Raw genomic sequence first — 13,276 nt, forward strand, 5'->3', positions numbered from 1 at the left:
TTCCATACAACCGGGCGGGGTGATCCGGTGGCGAATCCGTTGCGCGGCCCCTGCGTCCGCGCCACTCGTCCGCATGCCCGCCGAGCTGAACAAGGGCTGCCCATGAAAACCCTGGCGAAACTCCCCGTCACCATCGTCACCGGCTTCCTCGGCGCCGGCAAGACCACCTTGCTCCGGCACATGCTGGACAACGCCGAAGGCCGGCGCATCGCGGTGATCGTCAACGAGTTCGGCGAACTCGGCATCGACGGCGAGATCCTCAAGCAATGTTCCATCGGCTGCAGCGAAGAAGAGGCGCAGGGCCGCGTTTTCGAGCTGGCCAACGGTTGCCTGTGCTGCACCGTGCAGGAAGAGTTCTTCCCGGTGATGCGCGAGCTGGTGGCGCGCCGCGGCGACCTTGACCAGATCCTCATCGAGACCAGCGGCCTGGCCCTGCCCAAGCCGCTGGTGCAGGCTTTCCAGTGGCCGGAAATCCGCAACGCCTGCACGGTCGACGCGGTGATCACCGTGGTCGACAGTCCGGCGGTGGCGGCCGGTACCTTCGCCGCCCATCCCGAGCAGGTGGACCAGCAACGCCGCCAGGACCCCAACCTCGACCATGAATCGCCGCTGCACGAACTGTTCGAGGACCAGTTGGCCAGTGCCGACCTGGTGATCCTGAACAAGGCCGACCAGCTCGACGCCGAGGCCCTGGCGCGGGTCCGCGCGGAGATCGCCGGGGAGCTGCCGGCGGCGGTGAAGATCGTCGAGGCGAGCCGGGGCGAGCTGCCGCTGCCGGTCTTGCTGGGACTCAACGCCGAGGCCGAGCTGCACATCGACGGCCGGCCGACCCACCACGACCACGAAGGCCACGAGGACCACGACCACGACGAGTTCGACTCCTTCCACGTCGATCTCCCCGAGGTGGAGGAAGCTGCGCTGCTCGAGGCCCTCGGCGAGCTGGTGGAGCGTCACGACATACTTCGCATCAAGGGTTTCGCCGCCATTCCGGGCAAGCCCATGCGCCTGTTGGTACAGGGCGTCGGCAAGCGCTTCGACAGGCATTTCGACCGCAAGTGGCTGGCCGACGAAGTCCGCAGCACCCGGCTGGTGGTGATCGGCCAGGAGCTGGACCAGGCCGCCATTGCCAACCAGCTGCGCACAGCGCTTGCCTGATCCGTGATCCCCGGCCGGGGCCGGCGATGGCGATTCGCCGGCCCCAGCTTCTTGCGTCCTACCGGTAGAACGTCCATGCACCTGTTGCGCACCCAACCCGGCGGCTTCGTTCCCGACGACGGCATCGCCCACCTGGCCCAGACTCCCGCCGAGCTGGTGATCCTCTGCAGCGGCGATTCGCACCTCGCATTGCTGGCCGAGGCCGCCCGTGCGCTGCCGGACGACTACCCGAGCCTGCGCCTGGCCAACCCCATGCAGTTGCAGAACCACGCCTCGGTGGACCTCTACGTCGAGGAAGTGCTGCGGCACGCGCGGGTGATCCTGCTTTCGCTGCACGGCGGCATCGGCTACTGGCGCTACGGCGTGGAGCAACTGGTGGCGCTGGCCGAGCGCGGCGCGCTGCTGATCCCGGTGCCCGGCGACGACCGCCCCGACCCGGAGCTGAGCGCCCTTGGCAACCTGCCGGCGGAGCAGGCCGAGCGCTTCTGGCAATACTTGCGCCAGGGCGGCCTGGAGAACGCCGGGCAGTTCTACCGCTGCCTGGCCAGCCAGTGCCTCGGCCGCGACTACGCCTGGCGCGAACCGCAGGCGCTGCCGCGGGTGGCACTGTTCCATCCACGGCATGCCGAGGCGACCCTGGAACACTGGCGTGCCGACTGGCAGGCCGGGCGTCCGGTGGTCGCGTTGCTGTTCTATCGCACCCACCTGCAGGCAGCCAACACCGCCTTCATCGCACGCTTCTGCGAACGCCTCGCGGCGCAGGGGCTCAACCCGTTGCCGATCGCGCTGGCCAGCCTCAAGGAAAGCGCCTGCCTGGCGCAGGTGGAAGACTGGCTGGAGCGCAGCGACGCCGCGCTGATCGTCAATACCACCGGTTTCGCCCAGTCCAATCCGGAGGCGCCCGAGTTGCGTCCGTTCCGTCGCGACGTGCCGGTATTGCAGGCGATCTGCTCGCTGGACAACCGCCCGCTCTGGCTGGACAACCCGCAAGGCCTGGGGCCGCGCGACCTGGCCATGCACGTGGCGCTGCCGGAGCTGGACGGGCGCATCGTCACCCGGCCGATCAGTTTCAAGGGCCTGGCCTGGCGCAGCGAACGCAGCGAGAGCGACGTGGTCTGCTATCTCGCCGACGACGAGCGCATGGATTTCGTCGCCGAACTGGCGCGGCGCTGGGCCGAGCTGGCGCGCAAGCCAAACGCGGAAAAACGGGTGGCGCTGGTGCTGGCCAACTACCCGACCCGCGATGGCCGGATCGGCAACGGCGTCGGCCTGGACACCCCGGCGGCGGCGCTGAACATCCTTCGTGCCCTGCGCCAGCAGGGCTATCCGGTCGACGGACTGCCCGCCAGCGGAACCGAGCTGATCCGCCAGTTGCTCGGCGGCGTCAGCAACGACCTGGAGCATCTCGACCTACGGCCCTGCGCCCAGAGCCTGGCGCTGGACGACTACCTGGCCTGCTTCGCACGCCTGCCGGAGCGCAATCGCCAGGCGGTGCTGGCGCGCTGGGGCGAGCCGCAACAGGACCCGATGTTCCGCGACGGACGGATGATGGTCGCCGGCCTGCGCTATGGCCTGACCTTCGTCGGCATCCAGCCGGCGCGCGGCTATCAGCTCGATCCGGCGGCGGTCTACCACGATCCCGACCTGGTGCCGCCGCACGGCTACCTGGCGTTCTACTTCTGGCTGCGCCACGCCTACCGCGCCGATGCCCTGCTGCACGTCGGCAAGCACGGTAACCTGGAATGGCTGCCGGGCAAGGGAGTCGGCCTGTCCGCCGAATGCTGGCCGGACGCGTTGCTCGGTCCGCTGCCGAACATCTATCCGTTCATCGTCAACGATCCGGGGGAGGGCGCCCAGGCCAAGCGCCGCACCCAGGCGGTGATCATCGACCACCTGATGCCGCCGCTGACCCGCGCCGAGAGCTACGGCCCGCTGCGCGACCTGGAGCGCCTGGCCGACGAGTTCTACGATGCCTCGCTGCTCGACCCACGCCGCGCCGAACAGTTGCGCGGCGAGATTCTCGTCCTCCTGCGCGACAACCGTCTCGACCGCGAGATCGGCTTGCAGCTCAGCGACGATCCGGACAGCTGGCTGCCGCAGCTGGACGCCTATCTCTGCGACCTGAAGGAGTCGCAGATCCGCGACGGCCTGCATGTGTTCGGCGAGTCGCCGAGCGGGCGATTGCGCCTGGATACCCTGCTGGCGCTGCTGCGGGTTCCGCGCGGCGATGGCAAGGGCGCCAACGCCGGGTTGCTGAAGAGCCTGGCGGACGACCTTGGCCTGGGCTTCGATCCGCTGGCCTGCGACATGGGCGAGGCCTGGCAGGGCGCGCGGCCGGCCTGCTTGGAAGAGCGGGGCGGGGAGCCCTGGCGTACTCTCGGGGATACCCGCGAACGCCTGGAATTGCTGGCGTTGCACTGGATAGAACGCTGCCTGGGCGGCGAATCGCCGCCTGCCACCTGGCGTGCCAGCGGCGAGGTGTTGCGCGGCTTGTGCGAACAGGTGGCACCGACCCTGGACGCCTGTGGCGGGGCCGAGATCGACGGGCTGCTGGCAGCCCTCGAAGGGCGCTTCGTACCGGCCGGTCCGAGCGGCGCGCCGAGTCGCGGGCGACTCGACGTGCTGCCCACCGGACGCAACTTCTTCTCGGTGGACGTGCGCAACCTGCCGACCCCGACCGCCTGGCGCATCGGCTTCCAGTCGGCCAACCTGCTGCTCGAGCGTCACCTGCAGGAACATGGCGATCACCTGCGCCAGCTCGGCCTCTCGGTGTGGGGCACGGCGACCATGCGCACCGGCGGCGACGACATCGCCCAGGCCCTGGCCCTGCTCGGCGTGCGACCGGTCTGGCAGGCCGGCAGCCAGCGCGTCGCCGATTTCGAGATACTCCCGGTCTCCCTGCTGGACCGCCCGCGGGTCGACGTGACGCTGCGGGTCTCCGGGTTCTTCCGCGACGCCTTCGCCAACCTGATCCGCCTGTTCGATGCGGCGGTGCAGGCGGTCGCCGAGCTGGACGAGGCGGAGGAGCTGAACCCGCTGGCCGCTCGCGTACGCCTGGAACGCCAGCGCCTCGAGGCGCAGGGCACGGCGCCGGCGGAGGCGCGCCGGCAGGCCGGCTGGCGGATCTTCGGCGCCAAGCCGGGTGCCTACGGCGCCGGCGTGCAGGGCGCAATCGAAGAGCGGCTGTGGGAGACCCGCGCCGACCTTGCCGAGGTCTACCTGAACTGGGGCGGCTACGCCTACGGTGCCGCCGACGACGGCACGCCGGCGCGGGAACGCTTCGCCCAGCGCCTGGAACGCCTGCAGGCGGTGCTGCACAACCAGGACAACCGCGAGCACGACCTGCTCGATTCCAACGACTACTACCAGTTCCAGGGCGGCATGCTGGCGGCGGTGGAAACCCTGCGCGGCGCGCCGGTGGCCAGTTACCACGGCGACCACAGCCAGCCGGACAACCCGCGCATCCGCACGCTCAAGGAAGAACTCAACCGGGTGGTGCGGGCGCGGGCGGTGAATCCGAAGTGGATCGCCGGGATGAAGCGCCACGGCTACAAGGGCGCCTTCGAACTGGCGGCGACGGTGGACTACCTGTGCGCCTTCGATGCCACCAGCGAGCTGATCGACGACCACCAGTACGCGCTGCTGGCCGACGCCTACCTGCTCGACGCGGAGACCCGCGAGTTCGTCCGCCAGCACAATCCGCAGGCCCTGCGCGACATGGCCGAGCGCCTGGTGGAGGCGCAGCGGCGCGGGCTCTGGCAGGAGCCGGGGGCCTATCGCGAGGCCCTGGAGAACCTGCTGCTGGACGTCGAAGAGGAATAGCGGAGCGGCATGGCCGCTCCCACCGCTTTCAGCGCCGCTCGGCGAGCCGCCGGGCGGCGTCGCGGAGAATCCGCTCGGTGCCTTCCCAGCCGAGGCAGCCGTCGGTGATCGAGACGCCGTAGCGCAGTTCGCCGCCGAGCGCCTGGCAACCGTCGAACAGGTGGCTTTCCAGCATTACCCCGACCAGGTCGCTGGCACCGGCCAGGCGCTGGTCCAGCACGCTGGCGAGGACGCCGGGCTGGTTCAGCGGGTTCTTGCCGCTGTTGGCGTGACTGCAATCGACCATCATCCGCGTGGCGATGCCCTGGCTTTCCAGGGCCTGGCGCACGGCCTGCACCTGCTCGGGGCCGTAGTTCGAACCGTGGCGGCCGCCGCGCAGCACCACATGGGTGTCCGGATTGCCGCGGGTCTCGATCAGCGCCGGGTGACCGTGCGGGTCGAGGCCGAAATGGCGGTGGCCGTGGGCCGCCGAACGGATCGCGTCGCAGGCGATGCCGACGCCGCCGTCGGTGCCGTTCTTGAAGCCCACCGGCAGGCCGAGGCCGCTGACCAGCTCGCGGTGGATCTGCGATTCGCTGGTGCGCGCGCCGATCGCCGCCCAGCTCAGCAGGTCGTCGAAGTAGCCGGCGGCCAGAGGTTGCAGGAGTTCGGTGGCCAGCGGCAGGCCGAGGCGCAGCATGTCCAGCATCAGTTGCCGGGACAGCGCCAGGCCGGCGGCCATGTCGTCGCTGCCATCCAGGTGCGGGTCGTAGGCGAGGCCCTTCCAGCCCACCGTGGTGCGTGGCTTTTCCACGTAGGCGCGCATCACCAGGAGCAACTGGCCGTCGAGTTCGTCGCTCAGCGCCGCGAGGCGTTCGGCGTATTCGAGGGCGGAGCGGGGATCGTGGATCGAACAGGGTCCGACTACCACCAGCAGGCGCGGGTCGTCGCCGTCGAGGATGGCGCGGATGGCGTCGCGGCTGGCGGCGACCTGGCTGGCCAGCTCCAGCGGCAACGGCTGGCGGGCCTTGAGTTCGAGCGGGCTGGGCAGGCGTTCCAGGGCGGTACGGGCGGTGGCGCTGGGCAGGGCGACGGCCTGGACGTTCGGCGAAAGGGTGGTCAGTGCGGATACGGATGAGTTCATGGTCTGGCTTCCTGGGCTGGCGGCGGGCATCCCGCGCGCGTCGTGCCCTATCGAGGTGTTCGGCAATGTCGTGGGTTGGCGAGCGGCTGGCGGCCGTCGCTAAATCGCCAGGTGTTGAGCGGGTAGCCAGTGCGGTAGCGGTATGCGGTCATGATCGATGTCCTGTGCGTTGGTCTGTGGTTGTGGCCTTGTGGGCCGGAAAAACGGGCCGGAAAAACAAAACCCCCGGTCGGGGAGCCGACCGGGGGTTTGCGTGTGCAGGGTAGGCGTCCCGTATACCGTGGGCGCCGTTGGGGTATCAGGCGCCGGAGTGGCTAAACCAATACCCGAAGAAATACGCGGCACGGGGTGCCTGCGGCGCACGCGCGCGCAACGACAAGCCAGGGCGCGAGGCACTGGAATGCAGGTGCGGATGGCGGGTGTGCGGCATGGGTTTCTCCCGTGAACGAGTCCCGAGCTTACTGCAAGCGAGGCGGCCGGTTCAACGACTGTTTCACGGTTCGATACCGGCGCCGCCGGCCTGATAGACTTGGCGGTCCGTATTTCCGTCCGTCCGCCGCAGGAATCCCCATGAGCGCTACCGTGCATTACCCCCTGTCCGCCGTGGTCGCCGCCGACGAACTGAAGCTGGCGCTGTGCCTGGCCGCGGTCGATCCGGCGATCGGCGGGGTACTGATCGAGGGGCCGCGCGGAATGGCCAAGTCGACCCTGGCGCGGGGCGTCGCCGAACTGCTGCCGGCGGGCGAGTTCGTTACCCTGCCGCTGGGCGCCAGCGAGGAGCGCATCGTCGGCAGCCTCGACCTGGACGCCGCCCTCGGCGAAGGTCGCGCGCGGTTTTCCCCGGGCGTGCTGGCCAAGGCCGACGGCGGCGTGCTCTACGTCGACGAAGTGAACCTGCTGCCGGACCACCTGGTGGATTTGTTGCTCGACGTCGCCGCCAGCGGCGTCAACCTGGTCGAGCGCGATGGCATTTCCCACCGGCATCCGGCGCGTTTCGTGCTGATCGGCACGATGAACCCGGAAGAGGGCGAACTGCGCCCGCAACTGCTCGACCGTTTCGGCCTCAACGTGCGCCTCGATACCCAGCCGCCGCCGGCCGAGCGGGCAGAGATCATCCGTCGCCGGCTGGCCTTCGATGCCGACCCGCAGGCCTTCGTCGAACGCTGGGAAGGCCAGCAGGACACCCTGCGCCGCCGTTGCGCCGAGGCGCGCCGGCGGCTGGCGCGGATTCCCCTGGACGATGCGGCGCTGGACAGCATCGCTCGACGCTGCTTCGAGGCGGCTGTCGATGGCCTGCGCGCCGACCTGGTCTGGCTGCGCGCGGCGCGCGCCCATGCAGCCTGGCGCGGCGGCGAGCGGATCGAGGCGGAGGACATCGATGCGGTGGAACATTTCGCCCTGCTGCATCGCCGTCGCCAGTCGAACCCGCCACCATCGGCGGCCAATCCACCGCCACCGCCCGCGGCGGCCCCTGTCGCGCTCCCGGAGCGCACCGGCAACGGCGAAGGGCAGTGGGGCGAATTGCCGGCTCGGCCGGTGGCCATGGGGACCGCCCGCGAGCTGCCGCGCTGGCCAAAAAAGCCCTGAGCATCCGCCCGCGCTCGGTCATGGGTGCGGATGCCAGGAGCAGACCCGGAGCCCTGCGCGGCGGACTTGGCGGCGCCCTGAGCCAGGGTGCGGAGGGCGCCATCCAATGGTTGCCGACCCTGCTGCGCGGACGTCCCCGACAGCGCCGCGACCTGCTTCGCCAGCCGCGCAGCCGGCGCCCGGGCGAACTCTGGCTGGTGATCGTCGATGCCTCCGCCAGCACCCGCCGGTACGGCGCCCTGGCCCAGGCCAAGGGAGTGTTGGCGACGCTGTTCGAGGAGGCTTATCGGCAGCGCATCCGCCTGGCCGTGCTGCATGCCACCGGGCAGCAGGCGCAATGGCTCTGGCAGGGGCAGAAGGCCTCGCGGGAGTTGCAGGACTGGCTGCGCCAGCTGGGCGCCGGCGGCGGTACGCCGCTGCTCGACGCCCTGCACCAGGCCGCTGGCTGGCTGGCGCGCCGACAGCGGCAGAAACCCGCCGAGCATCAGCGTCTGCTGGTGCTTACCGACGGCCGTCTGCGCGACTGGCCGGCGCTGCCGGAGGCTGCCTGCCCGAGCCTGCTGGTCGACCTCGAAAGCGGCCCGTTGCGCCTGGGCAAGGCCGAGCGCCTGGCCCGGGAATTGGGGGCCGAGTATCGGCATATCAGTGAATTGAACGAAGTCTGAGGGCGTTTCAGCGAGTCCTGCGGCTTTTTCGGTCAAATTGTATTTCGACTGTAATTCAATAAATATTATGCGCGTAATATCTTCCTGCGATCCAGCCAATCCATCTCACGGAGATATCCTCATGTCGCCGATTTCAGTCGTTATCGCCGGTTACGCCCGTTCGCCGTTCCACTTCGCCAGGAAAGGCGCGCTGGTCGATATCCGCCCGGATGACCTGGCCGCCGCGGTGCTCAAGGGCCTGGTGGAGAAACTCGATCTCGACCCTGCGCTGCTGGAGGACGTGGTCATGGGCTGCGCCTATCCGGAGGCGGAACAGGGCATGAACATCGCGCGCATCGCCAGTTTCCGTGCCGGCTTCCCGCAGAGCCTCGGCGGTGCGACCCTCAACCGTTTCTGCGGTTCGTCCATGAGCGCCGTCCACTACGCCGCCGGGCAAGTCCTGCTGGGCGCCGGAGAAGCCTTCATCGCCGCCGGGGTAGAGTCGATGACCCGGGTGCCGATGGGCGGCTTCAACCTGTCGCCCAATCCCGCGTTGCTGCAGGACTATCCGGCGGTATACATGAGCATGGGGCAGACCGCCGAGAATGTCGCCGAGCGCTACGCCGTCAGCCGCGTCGAGCAGGAAGAGATGGCCGTACGCTCCCACGCCAAGGCAGTCGCCGCGCGCGAGGCCGGCTTGCTGCGCGAGGAGATCGTCGCCATCGACACCCCCGCCGGCCGGGTCGCCGAGGATGGCTGCATCCGCCCGGGCACCAACCTGGAGAGCCTGGCCCAGTTGAAGCCGGCGTTCGGCGGCAGCGTCACCGCCGCCACCTCGTCGCCGCTCACCGATGGCAGCGCCGCGCTGCTGGTCTGTAGCGAGGACTTCGCGCGCCGCCACGGGCTGGCGATCCTGGCGCGGATCAAGGCGGTGGCGGTGGCCGGTTGTGCGCCGGAGATCATGGGCATGGGGCCGGTGCAGGCGACGCGCAAGGTTCTGCAACGGGCCGGGCTGGGCATCGCCGACATCGACCTGGTGGAGATCAACGAGGCCTTCGCCAGCCAATCCATCGCCTGCATCCGCGAACTGGGGCTGGACATGGACAGGATCAACCTGGATGGCGGCGCCCTGGCCATCGGTCATCCGCTGGGCGCCACCGGCGCGCGGATCACCGGCAAGGCCGCTGCGTTGCTGCGGCGCACCGGCGGGAGCTATGCCATCGCCACCCAGTGCATCGCCGGCGGCCAGGGCGTGGCGACCTTGCTGGAAGCGGTCGAGTGATCGCGCGCCGATGAAAAAAGGCCCGGTGGATGAGCCGGGCCTGGATGGGGAACCTGCGCCGGCGGCCCGGCGCAGGGTAGTCGCGGTTACTTGATGAAGTCGTGACCCCAGCGTTCGATCTGGCTGGCGCTCTTCTGCATCTGCAGCGACCGCGATTGTACTTTCTGGCCGGCGGCGGCGATCTCGTCGTCGACCACCTTGGTCGACAGCGACAGCCAACTGGTCACGAAGGCCATGGCGTCGCTGTGGATCTCCAGGGCGTCCTGGTTGATGTTGGCGATGCCGTCGCACTTGCTGTGGTAGCACTCGTCGTAGGCCTTGCCGGCGGTGCCGCCGTACTTCTGCGCCTGCTCTTCGGTCTTCAGGCCCTCGGCGCCGGTGAACAGGCCGCCGAAGGCGATGCCGCTGTTGAAGAACTCGGCGTAGTCGGAGCGGAAGTCGATCTCGGTGCCTTCCGATTGCTGGCCGCGCAGGCGGAAGTAGGCTTCGAACAGGCGCTCGATGGCGGCCGAGCCGGGCGGACCCTGGAGGCCGAAGTCGGAACCGTCGCCGTCATAGATGAAGTTGCCGAAGTTCGGCGAGCCGATCATGTCGAAGTTCAGGTAGGCCTTGATCTTCTTCTTCTCTTCCGGGGCGAGGTTCTGCACGTAGTGGGTCGAGCCCACCAGGCCGGCTTCCTCGGCGCCCCACCAGGCGAAGCGCACCTTGTTGACCGGCAGCGCCTTGGCCAGCAGCACGGCCATCTCCAGTTGGGCGGCGCTGCCCGAACCGTTGTCGTTGATACCGGGGCCTTCGAACACCGAGTCGAGGTGCGCGCCGACCATCACCACGTTGTTCGGGTTGCCGCGACGGGTCTCGGCGACCACGTTGTAGGTCTCGGTCTTCTTGCGTACCACGTCGACCACCAGGTGCAACTGCAGGTCCGGGGTCTGCGACCAGGCCACGCCGTTGTCGTAGGTGGCGAAGATCACCGGGATGCCGCCCTCGTAGGACTCGCCCACGGTGACGTTCTCCAGGCCCTTGCGGTCGTCGGTGTTGCCCTGGTTGAAGATGATCACCCCGGCGGCGCCGGCGGCCGCGGCGTTCTCGGCCTTCTGCTCGAAGTTGCAGGTGCCGCGCTGGATCAGCGCGATCGAGCCGGCCGGGAAGTTGGCGAAGTCTTCCGCCTCGCAACCGCTAGTGGAGGTGTTGCCGGCGCCGAGGGACAGGTCCACCGGGACCACCTTGGCGGTGACGTCGCCTGCCTCGGTCTGCGACAGGTAGGTGAAGTCCTTCTCCCATTCGTAGGTGACCGGCTGCGGCACGGTGGCGCTCAGGCTACCCGGGCCTTTCGGGTAGTAGGCGGTGAACGGGAAGGGCTGCACGCTGACCTTGTAGCCGGCTTTCTGCAGGGTCTGCTTCACGTAGTCGACGGAGGCCTGGTAGCCCGGCGTGGCGGCGGCGCGGTTGCCGTCGTTGAGACTGGCGATGTCCTCCAGCTTCTGCAGGCGCTTGACCACGTTGCTGGCTTGCAGGCAGCGCGGCAGGCCAAGCGGGGTGCTGACCAGCAACGGCGATTTGCAGATCGACGGGTTGGGTTTGCCGGGCGTCCAGAACTCGGTGAACTGTTGCGCTTCCGAAGGTGCCGCCAGGGATGCGGCGGAAACCGAGAGGGCGAGGGCGCCGAGTGCGTATCTGAGATTGTTCTTGTTGCTCATGAGACTCCGTTCCTTGTGAGGCGATGATCGATAAGCCGTTGATGGCATGGCGCTATTGCCCGAAATGCCGCCTCGGGCACGGCCTGACTGCCAGACTAGGAGCGCTTTCCGGGCTGTCCTGGCGTAATTCCTGAAATGTGAATTTCATCAACTTTTTGTGGAAGAATTGCTGATAGCTCGCTGGCGGGATGGAGGGCGGCTTTCTATCGTTAATGCCCTTCGGCGCGGGCCCATGGCCGTTGGTCGGGGCTGGGAGGATGGTGCAGCAGGAAGGAAACCGTCTGGCGCGCGGATAAGCGCGCGAGCGGAAGTGGCTGGCACCAGCGCTGTCACAGATTTGTCGGAAATTTTGTATACATTTGTCTGGATATTTTCGGATCGAATTGTCTACAGTGTGCGCACAACAATAAAAGCGAGAACAGCGCACCATGAAAACGACGTCCTCCGGAACCCCACCCGTTCCACGGCCTGAAGACGAGAACCTCGGTGTCGGCGCCAACATGGCCTACGGCCTGCAACATGTGCTGACCATGTATGGCGGTATCGTCGCGGTCCCCCTGATCCTCGGCCAGGCCGCCGGCCTCGCGCCCGGCGACATCGGCCTGCTGATTGCCGCTTCGCTGTTCGCCGGCGGCCTGGCGACCCTGTTGCAAACCCTCGGCGCTCCGTTCTTCGGCTGTCAGTTGCCGTTGGTCCAGGGGGTGTCCTTCGCTGGCGTGGCGACCATGGTGGCGATCATCGGCAGCGGTGGCAGCGGCGGCATTCCCGCAGTGCTCGGCGCGGTGATGGCGGCCTCGCTGATCGGGTTGCTGATCACGCCGATCTTCTCGCGCATCACCAAATTCTTCCCGCCGCTGGTGACCGGCATCGTCATCACCACCATCGGCCTGACCCTGATGCCGGTCGCCGCGCGCTGGGCGATGGGCGGCAACAGCCACGCGCCGGACTTCGGCAGCATGGCCAACATCGGCCTGGCGGCGATCACCCTGGTCATCGTGCTGCTGCTGAGCAAGCTCGGCAGCGCCTCGATCTCGCGCCTGTCGATCCTCCTGGCGATGGTCATCGGCACCGTCATCGCGGTGTTCCTCGGCATGGCCGACTTCTCCAAGGTCACCGAAGGCCCGCTGGTGGCGTTTCCCACGCCGTTCCACTTCGGCATGCCAACCTTCCAGGTCGCCGCGATCATCTCGATGTGCATCGTGATCATGGTGACCCTGGTGGAAACCTCGGCGGACATCCTCGCGGTAGGCGAGATCATCGACACCAAGGTCGACTCGCGGCGCCTGGGCAACGGCCTGCGCGCGGACATGTTCTCCAGCATGCTGGCGCCGATCTTCGGCTCCTTCACCCAGAGCGCCTTCGCCCAGAACGTCGGTCTGGTGGCGGTGACCGGGATCAAGAGCCGCTACGTGGTCGCCACCGGTGGGTTGTTCCTGGTGATCCTCGGCCTGCTGCCGGTGATGGGCCGGGTGATCGCCGCGGTGCCCACCGCCGTGCTCGGCGGCGCCGGCATCGTGTTGTTCGGCACGGTCGCCGCCAGCGGCATCCGCACCCTGTCGAAGGTGGACTACCGCAACAACATGAACCTGATCATCGTCGCCACTTCGATCGGCTTCGGTATGATCCCGATCGCCGCGCCGACCTTCTACGATCACTTCCCCAGTTGGTTCGCCACCATCTTCCATTCCGGCATCAGTTCCTCGGCGATCATGGCGATCCTGCTCAACCTGGCGTTCAACCACTTCACCGCCGGCAACTCCGACCAGCAGTCGGTGTTCGTCGCCGCCAGCGAGCGGACCCTGCGCTACCAGGACATCGCCGCCCTGCACGAAGGCGACTATTTCCTCGACGGCAAGCTGTACGACGCCCAGGGCAACGAAGTGCCGCTGGCCGGCGACGACAGCCATGGCGCGCCGCCGCGACGGCGCAGCGAAACCGCTGAAGCCGGCAGCGCCTGAGCCGCGCC

Annotated in this window: 8 protein-coding genes; 6 read left to right on the forward strand and 2 right to left on the reverse strand. The window is 68.3% G+C overall.

What is annotated here, in order from left to right:
• Nucleotides 1-102: 102 nt before the first annotated feature.
• Together cobW and cobN are read left to right on the forward strand one after the other, a co-directional pair.
• Nucleotides 103-1,155 carry a cobalamin biosynthesis protein CobW gene (gene cobW, locus HMPREF3014_RS10260; RefSeq protein ID WP_003102922.1) on the forward strand — a complete coding sequence of 351 codons (1,053 nt, stop codon included), beginning with the start codon at nucleotides 103-105 and terminating at the stop codon, nucleotides 1,153-1,155.
• Between the two features lie 75 nt (nucleotides 1,156-1,230).
• Complete coding sequence (gene cobN / locus HMPREF3014_RS10265; protein ID WP_003113999.1) at nucleotides 1,231-4,977, forward strand: cobaltochelatase subunit CobN; 3,747 nt, start codon at nucleotides 1,231-1,233, stop codon at nucleotides 4,975-4,977.
• Nucleotides 4,978-5,005: 28 nt separating this feature from the next.
• Here the strand turns inward: cobN and HMPREF3014_RS10270 are convergent, their stop codons facing one another.
• Nucleotides 5,006-6,100 carry a 3-deoxy-7-phosphoheptulonate synthase gene (locus tag HMPREF3014_RS10270; protein WP_003114000.1) on the reverse strand — a complete coding sequence of 365 codons (1,095 nt, stop codon included), beginning with the start codon at nucleotides 6,098-6,100 and terminating at the stop codon, nucleotides 5,006-5,008.
• A 570-nt stretch (nucleotides 6,101-6,670) separates the two neighbouring features.
• Between HMPREF3014_RS10270 and HMPREF3014_RS10275 the strand changes: the two genes are divergently transcribed.
• The 3 genes from HMPREF3014_RS10275 (at nucleotide 6,671) to HMPREF3014_RS10285 (ending at nucleotide 9,613) form a co-directional block, all read left to right on the forward strand.
• The gene (locus HMPREF3014_RS10275) at nucleotides 6,671-7,687 is read left to right on the forward strand and encodes a magnesium chelatase ATPase subunit I (RefSeq protein ID WP_023087173.1); all 1,017 of its coding nucleotides are present in this window, start codon (nucleotides 6,671-6,673) and stop codon (nucleotides 7,685-7,687) included.
• A 20-nt stretch (nucleotides 7,688-7,707) separates the two neighbouring features.
• Complete coding sequence (locus HMPREF3014_RS10280) at nucleotides 7,708-8,352, forward strand: vWA domain-containing protein (RefSeq protein WP_003119819.1); 645 nt, start codon at nucleotides 7,708-7,710, stop codon at nucleotides 8,350-8,352.
• Nucleotides 8,353-8,473: 121 nt separating this feature from the next.
• Nucleotides 8,474-9,613 carry a thiolase family protein gene (locus tag HMPREF3014_RS10285; protein WP_023087174.1) on the forward strand — a complete coding sequence of 380 codons (1,140 nt, stop codon included), beginning with the start codon at nucleotides 8,474-8,476 and terminating at the stop codon, nucleotides 9,611-9,613.
• 86 nt (nucleotides 9,614-9,699) lie between these two features.
• Here the strand turns inward: HMPREF3014_RS10285 and paaP are convergent, their stop codons facing one another.
• Nucleotides 9,700-11,310: an aminopeptidase PaaP gene (paaP, locus tag HMPREF3014_RS10290; protein WP_003119821.1), complete on the reverse strand. Its 1,611-nt coding sequence runs from the start codon at nucleotides 11,308-11,310 to the stop codon at nucleotides 9,700-9,702.
• Nucleotides 11,311-11,738: 428 nt separating this feature from the next.
• Here paaP and HMPREF3014_RS10295 point away from each other — a divergent pair, with 428 nt between their 5' ends.
• The gene (locus HMPREF3014_RS10295; RefSeq protein WP_010791827.1) at nucleotides 11,739-13,268 is read left to right on the forward strand and encodes a nucleobase:cation symporter-2 family protein; all 1,530 of its coding nucleotides are present in this window, start codon (nucleotides 11,739-11,741) and stop codon (nucleotides 13,266-13,268) included.
• Nucleotides 13,269-13,276: the final 8 nt, after the last annotated feature.

Origin of the sequence: Pseudomonas sp. HMSC065H01 (assembly GCF_001815235.1) — a bacterium.
Classification (GTDB): Bacteria; Pseudomonadota; Gammaproteobacteria; order Pseudomonadales; family Pseudomonadaceae; genus Pseudomonas; species Pseudomonas aeruginosa.